This window comes from Alteromonas sp. DY56-G5 (genome assembly GCF_041414725.1).
GTDB lineage: Bacteria > Pseudomonadota > Gammaproteobacteria > Enterobacterales > Alteromonadaceae > Alteromonas > Alteromonas macleodii.
On the sequence record NZ_JANHZQ010000012.1, the window covers coordinates 70386 to 85395 of the forward strand.

The 15010-nt window shown below is 46.6% G+C and carries 13 protein-coding genes; 1 reads left to right on the top strand and 12 read right to left on the bottom strand.

Annotated features, from left to right (window positions below):
• Positions 1-4: 4 nt before the first annotated feature.
• The 12 genes from NO989_RS08305 to NO989_RS08360 form a co-directional block, all read right to left on the bottom strand.
• On the bottom strand, positions 5-2458 hold the full coding sequence (locus NO989_RS08305) for a TonB-dependent receptor (RefSeq protein ID WP_371342371.1): 2454 nt from the start codon (positions 2456-2458) through the stop codon (positions 5-7).
• 120 nt (positions 2459-2578) lie between these two features.
• Positions 2579-4435 (bottom strand): insulinase family protein, encoded by a 1857-nt coding sequence (locus NO989_RS08310; protein WP_371342372.1) that lies wholly within the window; start codon positions 4433-4435, stop codon positions 2579-2581.
• Positions 4436-4537: 102 nt separating this feature from the next.
• The gene (pqqE, locus tag NO989_RS08315; protein WP_269350614.1) at positions 4538-5698 is read right to left on the bottom strand and encodes a pyrroloquinoline quinone biosynthesis protein PqqE; all 1161 of its coding nucleotides are present in this window, start codon (positions 5696-5698) and stop codon (positions 4538-4540) included.
• Positions 5688-6092, bottom strand: a complete 405-nt coding sequence (pqqD, locus tag NO989_RS08320) for a pyrroloquinoline quinone biosynthesis peptide chaperone PqqD (protein WP_015068009.1) — start codon at positions 6090-6092, stop codon at positions 5688-5690. Before pqqD ends, pqqE begins: the two co-directional genes overlap by 11 nt.
• Positions 6092-6847 carry a pyrroloquinoline-quinone synthase PqqC gene (gene pqqC / locus NO989_RS08325; protein WP_069944926.1) on the bottom strand — a complete coding sequence of 252 codons (756 nt, stop codon included), beginning with the start codon at positions 6845-6847 and terminating at the stop codon, positions 6092-6094. Before pqqC ends, pqqD begins: the two co-directional genes overlap by 1 nt.
• 2 nt (positions 6848-6849) lie before the next feature.
• On the bottom strand, positions 6850-7770 hold the full coding sequence (pqqB, locus tag NO989_RS08330) for a pyrroloquinoline quinone biosynthesis protein PqqB (protein WP_014950672.1): 921 nt from the start codon (positions 7768-7770) through the stop codon (positions 6850-6852).
• A 72-nt stretch (positions 7771-7842) separates the two neighbouring features.
• Positions 7843-7914 (bottom strand): pyrroloquinoline quinone precursor peptide PqqA, encoded by a 72-nt coding sequence (gene pqqA, locus NO989_RS08335; RefSeq protein ID WP_071953288.1) that lies wholly within the window; start codon positions 7912-7914, stop codon positions 7843-7845.
• Positions 7915-8018: 104 nt separating this feature from the next.
• Positions 8019-9878 carry a leucyl aminopeptidase gene (locus tag NO989_RS08340; protein WP_371342373.1) on the bottom strand — a complete coding sequence of 620 codons (1860 nt, stop codon included), beginning with the start codon at positions 9876-9878 and terminating at the stop codon, positions 8019-8021.
• On the bottom strand, positions 9875-10657 hold the full coding sequence (locus NO989_RS08345) for an ABC transporter permease (protein ID WP_061095573.1): 783 nt from the start codon (positions 10655-10657) through the stop codon (positions 9875-9877). The genes NO989_RS08340 and NO989_RS08345 overlap by 4 nt, the downstream gene beginning before the upstream one ends.
• Complete coding sequence (locus tag NO989_RS08350; protein WP_269350617.1) at positions 10657-11379, bottom strand: ATP-binding cassette domain-containing protein; 723 nt, start codon at positions 11377-11379, stop codon at positions 10657-10659. The genes NO989_RS08345 and NO989_RS08350 overlap by 1 nt, the downstream gene beginning before the upstream one ends.
• Positions 11370-12347 (bottom strand): PQQ-dependent catabolism-associated beta-propeller protein, encoded by a 978-nt coding sequence (locus tag NO989_RS08355; RefSeq protein WP_269350618.1) that lies wholly within the window; start codon positions 12345-12347, stop codon positions 11370-11372. The genes NO989_RS08350 and NO989_RS08355 overlap by 10 nt, the downstream gene beginning before the upstream one ends.
• Entirely contained in the window at positions 12344-13693 is a 1350-nt protein-coding gene (locus NO989_RS08360; RefSeq protein ID WP_371342374.1) for a hypothetical protein, read from the bottom strand. The genes NO989_RS08355 and NO989_RS08360 overlap by 4 nt, the downstream gene beginning before the upstream one ends.
• A gap of 184 nt (positions 13694-13877) precedes the next feature.
• On the opposite strand from NO989_RS08360, the gene NO989_RS08365 reads away from it, so the two are divergent.
• Entirely contained in the window at positions 13878-14786 is a 909-nt protein-coding gene (locus tag NO989_RS08365) for an ABC transporter substrate-binding protein (RefSeq protein ID WP_187447320.1), read from the top strand.
• The last annotated feature ends 224 nt before the right edge of the window (positions 14787-15010 follow it).

A 15010-nucleotide genomic window follows, 5' to 3' on the forward strand; every position in this document is an offset into this window, starting at 1 on the left:
CTGATTAGAATCTCGCTTTTAGATTCACACTGACCATTCGCGGTTGTGCGGGGCCCACGAACTGTGCACCTTCTACGTCGGGGTAAATGTCTTCTAACACCTCATCGGCCTCGCCATACGTGCCAAAGGTTTCATAGTCTTTGTCGAACACATTGTTCACACGTAGCGATGCGGTAAATGTGTCGTTGAAACGGTACGATGCATAAACGTTTGCAATAACGTATCCGTCTATCTTTTCATTTTCGTTAGCCTCATCGCCCCTAAAGTACTGACTCGATGCTGAAATAACTTCTGCCCCCAAACGCGCTTTATCCGTTAAGGCGTAATCTGCGTAGAGCTTGACTAAATGCTCTGGCTGGCCTGGAATTTTGTCACCTGGTGTTACGAGTCTGTCTGGACCCTGAGGGTTAAAGGGGCTAAACGACGTGAATGTTGATTCATAGGTTGCGTTAAGATAGTTGTAGTTTAACCGGTAGGTTAGTTTTTCCCACGTTGAACCTACGCTGAATTCTACGCCCTGACGCTGGGTTTCATCAACGTTAATAAAGTATCCGCGAGAGGCAACAGAGCCTGCTTGTTGGAAGATAATGTCATCCTTACTTCTACTGTGAAAAACATTTAGCATCAGGTCGATGTTATCAAAGCGTTTGGTGTAGTTCGCTTCAATAGTTTGGGTGACCACCTGATCAAGAGGAGGATCGGCCACAAAGCCGTTCGGTAAGCGGCACGGGTCGTCTTCATCTGCACAGCTTAACTCTGCTGGGCTTGGCGTTCTTGAAGACTGGCTGATTGCAAGATTCAACTGGCTTTGCTCATCAATAGTAATGTCTACACCTACCGCTGGGTTAAATTGGGTAAAACGGTGATTGCCGTCCAATGAACCTTCACCGTCATCAATTAGGTCTTCCATAACAATATGGTCTCGGTTAAAGCGTCCACCAATATTGAGTGATACGGCTGAAGAGAGCTGTGTACTATTCATGAAAAATAGCGACCATGCGGTGGTGTCTACATCTAATCTAACCCTGGCTTCTTGTGCCATGAGCCCGTCTATGGGTAAAACGGTGCGTGAGTCTTGTGCAGATTCGTTTTCCAAAATACCAAATGTAGTATCAGCGGCGTAGTTAACATCTCCTTTGGTGTAGCTGGCACCAACAATTAACTCTGAACTGAAGCCGCTTAAGGCATATTGTTTTGCTAGCTGAAAAGATAGCCCAGTAGCTTTGGCGTCTGTGCGGCCCGTATTGTATGTACCATCAAGTTCATCTGCGTCCACATCTGATATTTCGGCAAGCGCGGTGTCGTCATCAAAGCCAATAAATTCAACCGCTTCTATATCGTCGCCTTCTCCTACAACAGGCAAATCATCGTCATCATCATCGTCGTCATCATCTTCAAATTCACACAGTGTTACGCGTCCATCAGCGAACTGGCAGGCACCAAAATCACTGTCATCGCCGTTGATTGATTGAGTTTGTGTGTCGCGATAAAACATATTGGCGGTTAAGGATAAGGTGTCAGTTAAAACGAAATCACCGGTTATATTAACGTGCGTAAGTTCGTTGTTGGTCTGATCGGGGTGGGTGTAGATCGCTTCTCTTCCTTCAATATCCAGCAGTTCAATAGGCGACGCACCATTTCCGAGTAACTCGTTATCGGCCATAAAGAGGTTCATGTCGAGATGCATTTTGTCACTTTTATAGGCAAGCGATGTAAAGACTTGCTGCACTTCAGATGGCGAATAGTCACGCCAGCCATCTTCCTCATAATGATTCAGGTTTACATAATACGACCAATGATCGTTATGACCACCTGATTCCACAGACGCGGCTTTCTGGCCGAATTGTCCAGCCTGTAAATCTATTTCGTTGGCGTTGAAGCTAAACCCTGTTTTCGTTCTTAGCGCAAGGGCGCCGCCTAGCGTGTTTTGGCCAAACAGAGGGTTTGAACCAGAGTACAAAGAAACGGTATCTATAGCATCTAGAGGCATTAGGTCCCAATGCACAGTATCGCCAAACGCTTCATTAACCCGACCGCCGTTTAAGTACACCGAAATGCCCTGAGGTAGACCAAGCAGCGGAGAGGCAGTAAACCCGCGGTATTGCAGATCGGGTTGGAACGGATTGTTTTGAACATCGTTTAGGTTCACGCTTGCCAGCTGAGTTTTGAGTAGCTCCGGTAGTGAACGGTTGACGCTCCCTTCAATGTCGTCTTGAGTGAGTGTCTGAACGTTACCAAATACGGCAGAGTTATTGCCATTGGCATTAAGGGAGGTGACTCCTTGTACCTCTATAACCTCGTAGTGGTCCATTGCATCGTTAGCTTCTGCAGCAGAGCTAAACGCATAGGTTACAGCGCTTGCAATAATCGCAAGAGCAAATGGTGAACGGGCAAGTTGATGTGTTGGGAATTGTGCAACGTTTTGGCTAGAGCTTTTAGTAGAAATTCGCGTAGGCATGGTCTTGACTGCTTCGTTATTATTTATACTTTCAGTATTGCCTTAACCATTCCCTAAAAATATCCTCCTTAAGTGGGAGGAAGTATCATAAATTGGTAGCAGTGTTTTTTCCCGAATTCCCTACGAGAGCATCGATAAAACCTTATGACACCAGTTTTCACGCTCTGTGATATTTGTATCGCTGGCACCAAATAGAAAAAGGTTATTTTCATAGGTTGCAGCGCCCAGTGCGTAGCATTCCCCCGAAGTTCTTGGTTGCCAGAAAAGGTGGTGTGCCAGTACCGCTTGTAGTCTTGACTGTTGATAGAACGCGATGCGATACACCCAGTGTGAGGCCACATAACCAGAAGCAGAATGTGGAGAAGCCGACTCTAGAGTTCTTGAGGGCGATTGGATGGAAAACGGCGTAAAGTGCGAAGCAATGTGTTCAGCGTTAAAGCGTTTTAAATTGGTGGTATTGTTGGCGAGAGGCCGTAATAAACGTGGAAGTGCAGGCAAGTGCTCTAACGCAATAAAATGTCGGTATTTAGAGGTAAGACGCGGTATTAAAAGTGACTGCTCGCTATTGGAGGCGCTGGCCTGCGCGGAAAATCCCTTACGTGCCTTTCTAATCCGCTCGCGAGCGACTGACTTTTCTGGTGAAGGTAGAGCCCCCAAATAGGAGTGCGATACCTTATTAGCACTCGCTAAATAAGCGCTTTTGGTGGCACAATCTTTGGCAGTACGCTCGTTCGAACCCAACGCATCTGTTAGTTGTGCAAAATAGCGAATAGCCGCCCCCACACCTTCTGCGTGTTTATCAGTGTCTGGCGTCGGCTTTGAAGGTCTAATATCAAATGAGGCAAGACACGCGGATACCACATGTTTTAGTTGTCGCAGCCTTTTATCATTATCATCGCTCACGAGCTTGTGTGTAAGATTTTGTGAAAGCTTTGGAAGTGCTTCTATCGAAAGCTCGCTTGCTGTTTCCTTCATCGCTTCGTTTGTGACGAGGCGAATTGCAAAATTGCCTTGTTGATTGATTTCGGGGTCGATAATTAAAGTGTTTTCAAGGCCTGCTACGGTGCTAAGTGTTGCTTCTTGCTGTAGTAAACCATTTAAAAAGCACTGAGGAAACCACCAGGTTAATACATGTCTTATTGATTCGTTTTCGCCTTTTGTCGTTTGCGCATCAAGAGAGGCTTCTTTGTCTAAATGTGAGTGTTCACGTTGAGATGCGTGCTGACTCAGTGCAGCGTTCCTGTTCAGTGTTGATTCTTCGCTCAAAGCTGCTTTCTCGCTCAAGGCTGTTTTTTCGCTTAAGGCTGTTTCCGCGCTCAAGGCTGCTTCCGCGCTCAGGGCTGTTTCCGCGCTCAAGGCTGCTTCCGCGCTCACGGCTGCTTCCACGCTCACGGCTGTAACAACCTCCTTGCACTGTTCAAAAAAGTGGGCTGAATTACTATAAACCAGCGTGGTGATAGTGCTTGGCTGATACCACTGGCGTTTGTAGTCTTGAAGCGCTTGAATGCTATTGCTGCCTATGGTTTGTGTAAAACCACCCGCGTGTTTATAGGCATTTTTATTGGTATCGGCCAATCGAATAGCGGCGTTTAATGCATAGTCGCTGTTTGCCTCTAGCATGGCGAGCTCGTTAAAAATTACCCCGTCACGCTCTAAGGTAACCTCATCGGTACCGTAATCCCGGTTAAGCAGGCCACAGTACAGGTAATTTACAGCATCAAGCAGCACGTTCGCTTTTTCAGACGAAGCGAAAAAGAAGGTGTACTCGGCGAGTGTGGTAGCGTTAATAGTAACAGGCAGAAGTGTATTGGCCGTAAAAAGCTCGTGGGCAGCAGGGTATGGGTGAGAGCGTCGAAAGCTCATGTGCTCAGCTAAATGAGACAACCCAGTGTGGCCTGCCGCAGGGGTTTTAAGCGCAAAAACAACGCTATGCGCTTTTGACCCAGAGCCGGCATCAATGAAATGAAATTCAGACATACACTTTTATCATTACGGGTTAACGGTATCTCTTTTTGTTTCGTACTTATTGCAGCGCATTTACCTTCTCGTACCTATCGCAGCGCATTTATCTCCTAGCGCTTACCTCGTAGCACTGACTTCTATGATGGGAATCGATTTTTCCACCTTCCGATACGCTAGAGCCTTAGACGGTGCAGTACCTGCTTTATCGGTAATGCCTTTCATTAAATGGTGATCGGGCGACTTACTGCAAACCGGATCCGTCTTATACATATCACCTGTTAGCAGGTAGGCCTGACATCGACATCCGCCAAAATCTTTGTCTTTTTCATCGCAGTCCCTACAGGGCGACGGCATCCAACTATCGCCACGGAAATGATTAAAGCTAAAGTCTTGATGCCAAATATCGTGCAATGAACGTTCTTTCACGTTGGGAAAAGACAGAGGTAATATCTTCGCGCTGTGACACGGAAGGGCACTGCCATCTGGCGTTACGGTTAAAAACGTGGTGCCCCAGCCATTCATGCAAGCCTTAGGGCGAGATTCGTAATAGTCGGGCGATACAAATATGAAGGTAGGCCCTTTACCGTTTTGCTGCGCTCGATAGCGGTTCACTGCGGCCTCAGCGTCCTGTAGCTGCTGTGACGTAGGCAGCAAATGGTCTCTGTTTTCATAGGCCCAGCCGTAATACTGTACGGTAGCCAGCTCGACAAAATCAGCGTTTAGCTGCTCGCTGAGCGCCATCACGTCTTCTATCTCGTGAATGTTCTGCGCGGTAATACAGAAGTTAAGCACCATAGGGTAGTCGTATTGTTTTACCAGCTTCGCAATTTTAAGTTTTTGTTCAAATGAATGGCGCTTATTGCCTATTAAGTCGTTTACTTCAGCATTGGCTGCTTGAAAGCTCAGCTGTATGTGGTCGAGCCCGGCTTCTTTGAGTTTGGCAATACGTTTCTCTGTCATGCCAATGCCAGAGGTGATCAAGTTGGTGTAAAAACCCAAAGCCCGCGCATAAGCGACCAAGTGCTCCAAGTCTTTTCGAAGCAATGGCTCTCCGCCAGAAAAGCCCAATTGCACGGCGCCCATTTCCCGCGCTTCACGCAGCACTCGCTCCCAGTGCTCAGTAGAGAGCTCATTGAATGTTTCTTCCATGTTTACTGGGTTGGAGCAATACGGGCAATGCAATGGGCACTGATAGGTAATTTCGGCTAGGAGCCACAGCGGTGGCGTTATGCTATTTGGTTCGTCGGTTTGTAAATCAACGTCTGTATCATTCGTCATAGCGGATCCACTTCTTTTGCTCGGCATGAACCAGAAATACATGAACATCTTCTTCTAAGTCATCAGGTGCATCAGGGAATGCCTGGCGAAGTTCAGCACAAATGGCATTTTCCGTATTGTTGCCATCTACACGCTTAAGAATTTCTGCTGCAGAAGGGTTAAGTTTGATCATTCCTTCGGGGAACAACAAAACATAACAACCCTGAGCTTTCTCGTACTGCATGCGAAAAAGCGGATTTAAAGAAGCTGTTTTGTCTCTTGTGCCGCAGCCCTCGTTGTTGTGACTGCTGCTATTTTCAATGTTGTCTTCCGGGGTATTTGAACCAATATCATCATCACCGACGCTATCAGCATCTAAGTGGTGTTGGGTTTGTGATTGTAAATTCGACATCATTAAAACCTCCCTTTATGGCACACCCGCTGGTCGGCAATACCATCGAACGGCTTTCTCTTATATTCATAGGCAAAGCAAATGGCATCAGCAATGCTCCACAAAATATCAATTTTGAACTGCAGTATATTGAGCGCATGTTCTTGCTGTTGTCGGGTAACAAAGTGATCAAGGGTAATCTGCAGACCATGCTCTACATCACGGCGCGCCTGACTTAACCGCATTTGAAAGTAGGTAAAGCCTTCACTATCAATCCATGTATAGTGCCTAGGCCAGGTATCTAATCGGCTTTGATGTATTTCAGGGGCGAACATTTCAGTTAACGATGAGCAGGCCGCCTCTTTCCACGACGCGCGGCGGGCAAAATTCACATAGGCATTTACTGCAAACTTAACCGCTGGTAACAGGTGGGTTTCATCAAGTAATTCACTGCGGTTCAAGCCTACCGCTTCGCCTAACCGCAACCAGGCTTCTATGCCGCCCAGTCCGTCTTCACCTTCCCGTCCATCGTGATCGATAATTCGTTGGATCCAAGTTCTGCGTACCGATTGATCTTCGCAATTCGCTAAAATTGCCGCATCTTTAACCGGTATCGCCATTTGATAATACAGTCGGTTGGCCACCCAACCCTGAATCTCATCAACGCTGCAGTGTCCTTCATTCATGCGTTTATGAAACGGGTGATGAATATGGTAGTAAGCGCCTTTTTCTCTCAGTTTTTGTTCGAATTCTTGTCTAGACCATGCGTGTTCTGTCATTACTACACCTCAATTTCCATACCGTCGTAAGCCAATTCAATGCCTTGCTCGCACAGGCTGTGATAAGCACTGGAGTCTTCGTCAAGCACGCGATTTGTGTTGTTGATATGAATAAGCACTTTACGCTCAACGTTAAATTCATTTAGCAGCGCAATGGCTCCGCCCTTTCCATTAACCGGCATGTGTCCCATATCTGTGCCCAGCTTGTTGCTAAAGCCGTGATCTATCATTTCTTCATTGGCCCACAGCGTACCGTCAAATAGCACGCAGTGAGATTCGCGCATCACCTGTTTTACTGTGTCGTTTGCCTGCATACATCCCGGCGCGTAAAAAAGCACGTTGCCCGTGGTGTCGTCAGTTATCTTCAGGCCGATATTGTTGCCCGGCACAATGTTGTCGCGATACGTCGAGTAAGGGGGCGCATTAGACTCTAATACCACCGGTTGGAAAGTCAGGCCTTCTGCCCCCTTTGGTACAAAGCGTTGATGATAATCGGTATTAATTGAATGCTGTTGTAGTCCGCCGTGCCAGTGTTTTAATACGGTAAAAAGCGGGAAGCTGGTGGTTAGGTCTTCGGCCACAACATCGGTACAATAAACGGGAAGGGGTAAGCCTTCGCGCAATGTTAGCAGGCCTGTAGTATGGTCTATTTGACTGTCGGTAAGCACAATTGCGCTTATGCGTGTGCCGCGAGACACATGGGCGTCGGGCCACAGCTGCGGATGGCTATTTATCTGCTCCCTTAAATCGGGGGAGGCATTAATGAGAACCCAATTTTTACCATCGCTACTGACAGCAATGCTCGACTGTGTTCTACCTTTCGCCTTTATTTTACCTTCGCGTAAACCCTTACAATTGGGGCAGTGGCAGTTCCATTGCGGAAATCCACCCCCGGCGGCAGCACCAAGAATCAATACGTGCATAACAACTCCATACTACAAGTAAAAAAAGGCTGCATCGGCAGCCTTTTTGTTCATCATCCCAGAGGGCGTTGCCTAGCGGTTATTGATGTAAAGAGTTACTTCAAAACCAAGGCGCATTTCTGTGTATTGGGGTTTAGTCCACATAATTGTTCCTCTTCTTTATGATTAAACGCATGACTGAGTATATGTTGAATATGTGTTAACAGATATCCTCCTAAGGGAGGAGAACTGTCATGAATTTTGATGATTTATTGATTATTTTTGACTGCGCAACTGCTTAAGTAAGATAACAGCAAAGGAATAGGGCGGCCGGTTGCCGATAACGATTTGGTGTAGGTAAAAGCGGTTCCTGCTACATCGAGGTGAGCCCACGGCGTGCCGTCAGCAAAGCGAGAGAGAAAGCAGCCTGCCGAAATAGCACCGGGAGAGTTTATACCCGCATTCATCATATCCGCGTGCTGAGAGGTAATGGCGTCTTGATATTCTGGCCAAAGTGGGAAAGGCCAGCACCTGTCGTTAGCCAGTTCACCCGCTTCAACTAACGCACTTTCAAGCGCTGGAGCGTTGCTAAAAAGTGCAGTGGCTTTGTGCCCCAGTGCGCTAATGGTCGCGCCGGTTAGGGTTGCAATATCAATAATAACCGAGGGGGAGAACTGTTTCGCGTAGCTGATTGCATCGGCCATAAGCATACGCCCTTCTGCATCGGTGCTCATGACTTCCACGGTTTTTCCTGAGTGCATAGTAATGATGTCACCCGGGCGATAGGCTTTGCCATCAATCGCATTATCAGCGCTCGCCACAATACCAATAATATTTATATTTAACCCCAGTGTGGCAACCGCCTGAATGACGCCCAATACACAGCCAGCGCCTGCCATGTCGTAAATCATATGGCGCATATCAGGGCTGCGTTTTAACGTTATGCCGCCGCTGTCAAAGGTTACACCTTTGCCAATTAACACTACTGGCGGTGAATTCTCTAAACCTTTGGCTGTGTAGCGAAGAATAGGCATGGTGGCAGCAAACTGTGAACCTGCATTTACCGCTAAATACCCGTTCATGCCTAACTGCTTCAGCGTACTTTCATTAAGGATATCGCAAGACACCGTATTAAAGGTTTGCGCCAGATGCAGAGCTTGTTCGGCCAGATAATCTGGCGTACATAAGTTGGCTGGCATGTGGGCGAGATCTTTAGCCCACGTCATTGCGGCATTAAGGGCTGTTTCATAGCGGATAGTGTGTGAAACGAGACGCTTTTGCGCGTTAGTAAAATGCTTGGCATCTAATGCAAGAGACAGCGTGCCCCTAATATCAATTGCTTGGTTAATTGCTCCATTATTTGCGTCGTTTTTTTCAACACTATTTGCGTTGTTGTTTTCATTGAGAGGCTGACTGTTGGAAACCGACGTGTTATTCGTCTTATAGCCCATAAAGTGATAGCCATGCTTGAAATAGCTTCTAAGTAGCGCACTCAGAAATGGTGAGTGGCTCCCAATGGTGTTAACAGGGTCACTGCTTGCTGTTTCAGCGGTAGAAAGCGCCATTAACGACAGCTTTTCCAAGGTTACCGACACGCTTTTAAGCTTTTTAAACAATGCATCGAACTGCTGTTCTAGGTAGCGAAATGCTGGTGCGTTAGTTTGGCTCAAGTCACTAGTGCTTTTCGAATTAAACGCAGAATTTGAATTGCTAGCGTAGCTTGAGCGGTTAACCATGGAGGGGTCATTAGTTTTAGATAAAGTCGAGGCACGGCTAGAGACGTTGGGTGCATCTGACGCTTCAAAGAGCGCAAAGTCGACACCATAAAACAGCACCCGTTTTACTTCAGCTAATTGTTGGCTAATTTTGTTTTGTCCGCTGTTTTCATTGTCTGAGATGTAACTTGTTTTAAACGCCTTAAGGCCTTGTACGAATACACATTGGCCTTTATTTCCTGAAAAGTTTTCGTCGTTAAAAACTTGCTCAATGTATGTCTTAGCGGGTGTTGAAAAGTGAAAGAGTTGGCTCGCTAATAACTCGGGCGTAGTTAAAATAAGTAAGCAGTCACTATCCTCTAACGTTTCAACTTTATTGCTTTCATTAGCCCAGATTAGGTTTGCTTTTATCACGAGAAGCGCCCTTTTGAGGCTTTGGGGCGAAAGCTTCTCACAGCGAAAATAAAAGTGATGGCTGTAAGGCTTAGTACAACGGCAAGCGCGTTGTGTTCGAGTTTTTCATAGAGCGCAAATCGCAGTAATTCTACGCCGCTACTAAAGGGGTTAAAGGCACAAATCTGATACAGCCATTCGCTGGCCTCACGCATTTTCCAAAGCGGGTATAGGGCGCTTGATAGAAAGAACAATGGGAAAATGACAAAGTTCATTACCCCAGCAAAGTTCTCTAGCTGCTTAATATAGTTTGCCAGTAATAATCCTAACGAACCTAAAAACAATGACAGTAGCGCAATAACAGGCAACGCATAAACGTATCCCAGCGCAGATAGACGTACATCCAGTAAAAGCGCAAAGGCAAAGAAGATGTACACCTGAATAGCGCTTACTAAGGTGTTGGCAATAAGCTTGCTGCCTAGCAGAAAAGGGCGGGGAACCGGGCTTAACAGCAGTACTTTCATGCTGCCCATTTCTCTGTCGTACACCATGGACAATGAACTTTGCATACTATTAAAAAGCACAATCATGGCGGCAAGCCCAGGTACAATGTACTCTTCGTACAAAATATAACTCTCGTAAGGCTCGGTCATTGAAAGACCCAGGGCCGAACGAAACCCTGCGGCAAAAACAAATAGCCAAAGCAGCGGGCGCACCAATGCACTTAACAGGCGTGTACGTTGCTGCCAGAACTTCAGCATCTCTCGGGTAAGTACACCCACAAAACAGCGCCAATACATCAGGAGCCTTCCTGCATCAAATGCTGCCAAAGGTGCTCAATATCCTGTTGATGATACTTGGCTAACAAGGCTTCACATTGGTCGTGGGCTAACACTCGCCCTTTTGATAAGACTATCAGGTTGTTGTTGTGCTTCACTTCTTCAAATAAATGTGTGGCCCACAGTACGCTTACGTTTTGGGAATGTGCGAGTGCTTGTACTACCCGCAAAATAAGATGACGGGACTCTATGTCTAAGCCAACGGTAGGCTCGTCTAGTAGCAGCAAAGATGGCTTGTGAATAAGGCAGCGAGCTAACTCGACCCGACGTCTGTGCCCGCCATTTAAGTTTCTAATTTTTGTATTGAGCTTGGTCGTAAGGCCGAGCTCGTCGAGCAGGCCTTGAATATGAGATAGCGCGTTAGTGGTACTTATGCCGTGGAGCGAAGCAAAGTAGGACAAATTTTGTTTTACTGATAAGTCGATATCTAAGGTACTTTGCTGAAATACCACGCCCATTTTCGCCATAATACTTGTGCGAGATTGAGACAGGGTAGCACCATCAAAGGTAATGCTGCCTTGCGTGAGTTTTTGAAGGCCCGTAATAAGCGCAAATAAGGTACTTTTGCCTGCGCCATTTGGCCCAAGCAGCATGGTTAAGCCTGGTTTTAGGCAAAGATTTATATTGTCCAGCGCGTGGTGGCCGCCGTACTGATGTGAAACCGCTTGAACCGCTATTTCCATTTAACCGCCACGCCCCAAGGGTAACGCCCCACTTTTACCGTATGCTCTACGTTTAACGTGTGGGTATTGATGACAGAAACATCACCGCTTACACCGTTAGTGGTCAGCAATAAAGACTGATCTTGGTTAAACGCTAATTGCCACACTCGTCGCCCAACCAAAATGTAGTCTTCCACTTCAAAGGTATCGGTATTGATGACCGCTATGCGATTCGCTGGGCCAAGCGCCACGAAGGCGTAGGGCTTATCTTTCATAAGCACAATACCCACTGGCTGAACCTTGTCGCGATAAACGCCTTTAATGGCAAAGGAAAGGGTCTTCACTTTTCGCTTAGTAGCAGTATCGAAAATACTGACAGTTCCACCTATTTCCGAGCTTACCCAAAGGTACTTGTCATCTCTGGTAAAGTGAGCATCTCTGGGTCTTGCGTCAACCAAGCTATTCGCAATATTTTCGTGCGTTTTGGTATCTATCCAGTGCACCATGTTAGTGGTTTCTGATGTGACGACCATCATGCTGCCGTCGTGACTCACAGCCAGCCCCTCAGGCTCTACGCCTACATCTATCTGAGAAATAACCTGAGCCGTTGGAATGTCGATAACAGTAAGAAGGGCATCGTCTTCATTAGCTGTGTAAATAGTGGTGCCGTTAGGATGTAATGCTATGGTTTCAGGATCTGCACCTGAGGGAAGATCGCCTACTATGGAATGGGTAGACAAATCCATAATTTGAATGCGATCAGCATCAGAGGCACAGATATACGCGTGGGACTGGTCTGCACTTAAAATAAACCCTCGGGGTCGCTCTCCAACCTCGATAGTTTCAACCACATCAAATGTCGTCATATCAATGACAGATAGCGTGTTGTCTTTTTCGTTAGTGACATACGCCTGAGGAAGTGCAAAGGCTTGAGGAAGTGCAAAGCTTGCCATTAAACTGCCAAGCAAGAGTGCAAAGCGATAGCTCATAACTTGTCCTTACAGGTAGTGTGTGTTGCGCCTAATGTGTCCAGTTCGTTGGTTTGGTGCAGAAAGCCTTCAAGGGGCGCATGAGTCACCAATGCGTCTTCGTGGGCCAGCGCAATAGGCTGACGAAATTGGTGGGTGTAGGGGCGAATAGAAAGGGGGCGACCTTTATAAGCACCCAGCGTGTAGTGGTCGCTAAGCAAGGTTTTAAGTATTCCCTGCTGCGTCAAATCGCTTCCTTGCTGCGCAGTATTTGCCACCGCCGTTACCGCAAGATACGCGGCGAAGTCGACTTCATTCATGTGTCTGTTAAACCCGTCGTTAAAACGGCTTTGAAGCTGACGGGCGCCCCATTGTTCGTGGGTAAAATGCCAACCTAGTGCTTTTAGGCCGGCAGCGCCTACCACAGGTACGGGATAATACGTGTTAAAGGGTAGACTATACGCGAATTGCGCCGCGCTATCGGCGGTAAAAACAGCCTGATAGGTTTCTGTTGTTCGCGTAAATTGAGGAATTTCAGCAAAGGCAGCCCTGCGTAAATCAAAACTGTCCTGCCACTGTTTAGTTTCAACCAGTGAAAGCTTGAATTTTTTAGCGCTGCGTTTAAACGCGGCTAGGTATGCAGCATCGTCAGCGGTTTTTCCGTAAACTGCAAATATCTCGTCAATACGCTTAGTACGAAACCACTGGGCTAGCGCGTCGGCTTTCATCTGATAACTGGGGATTGTATGAAACAAGGGCATGCGACATGAATTTTGTCTCAGCAAATCATCGCTATTAGCTACGTTAAAAAATACAGCATTAGGAAGCGTGCTTTGAATAGTGGCAATCAACTGCTCAATTGAGGCAGCCTCTACCTTATCACTGCTTCGCATGTCCAGCAGTACAACAGATGCAATGTTGCCTTGCTGATTGCTGCTTATTTCTTTGTGATTTGTGTTAGCACTTGAACCAGAGTACTGGTGTGTTTTAGCTAAAGAAGCTTGCAGTTCGCCGATAGAAGGCACACGGATTTCAGTTAACTCAAACTGATAACCAAGAAATTTTCCCGTGATATTGGCATCCTTTATCGCCACACTTGCGCCAGCTGTCCCCTCATTGCTGGGGGACTTTAAATAGCCTGGTGTGCCTGGTGGAGATGTGCCCGCAACTTTTATGTAAATGACCACAATAGTGGCAAAAGAGGCCTGTGGTGCAGCTTGTTGAGCCTGTGAAGATTGCGCTTCATTAAACGCGAGCGCGCTGTTTAAAAACGACAACAGAACGCAGCAAAAAAGTGACGCTACACACTTTTGATAGCGCTTACCGGTTAATCGTCTTTCAACCGTGCTTTTTACACCCTTTGCCATATACCACCCCGAGCTTAGCTGCATGCTTTTGCTGATATCTGTTTGTCTGACATAAGGGTATATGGCAATTTTCCCGAAGAACATCCTCCTAAAGGAGGAATGCTATGGCGCTAAAGTAGCATTAGTAAAATCACGCTAACCCCTTAGTATGCTTAAGAAGTTCGATTGAATAAGTGGGTAAGCTGTGCAGTTAGTTAAACCTTTTCGAGTTATTTTCATTTTACTCTGCCTGATAACGGGTTCTGCGCTTTCTGCGTTCGGGGAAGCAAGATCGTTAGACGATATTAAAGACAGCGGTTTAATTAGAATTGCGGTGTACACCGACTATCCTCCATTTTCATTTATTGAAAACGACAGCCCCACAGGTATTGATATTGATATCGCCCGTGAAATCGCGAGCGCCCTTGGTGTTGAGCTAGAACTGATATGGATGACACCAGGTGAAACGACAGAGGACGATTTCAGAAATTACCTATGGAAGGGCCATATAATTCATCGCATTAAGGCTGATGTGATGATGCGCGCGCCTTACGACCCCAGTTTTTCTCAAAAACGTGACGACGTGGGCTTGTTGGTTAATGAGCTCGTTCATATGTTTGCCCCCTATCAGCGTGAAAGCTGGCAAATCATTCACAACACGCAAACCTTGCCCGAAGTGGAAACCATGGGCATGTTTCAGTATCACACGATTGGGGCGGAAATAGACAGCATTCCCCACTTTTACTTAACGTCAGCGTTTGGCGGCCGATTGCGAGAAAAAACATCGCACTATGGTTCAAACGCAGAAGCGATTGACGCAATGAAAGCAGGAACCGTCGAAGCGGTAATGGGATTGCGCTCGCAAATATCCTACCTCAGTCAGTTTGTCGATAATGAGCAATATCGCCTTGCAAGCAACGCGTTTCCGCTTATTGGAAAGCAAAAGTGGGATATAGGACTTGCTGTTCATACTAATTATCGCGCGCTAGGCTATGAAATTGGTGACGTAATTACGCGAATGGTGGTAGAGGGTGATATGCAACGGTTATTTGAGAAATACAAAACCATTTATGAGATGCCGCCCTATTTTGCGGGGCAAGAGCTTTCAGAATAAGCGCACTCTGAACAACAGCGTTCAGAACGAAAGCACTTTGGGCAATACTTCTGTGGCTATCAGCTTTATTATCTTAAGCACTGCTATCAGTATTGGAAGAACGCATTACTTTAAAAAGAAGTGAAAGCGTAAAGGTGTTAAACAAAAGGGAAAATAGCCCTTCATTCCTCCTCCTAAAGGAGGAGTCAAATCACTCCGCTGTTGCATAGGCATCGACATCCCCC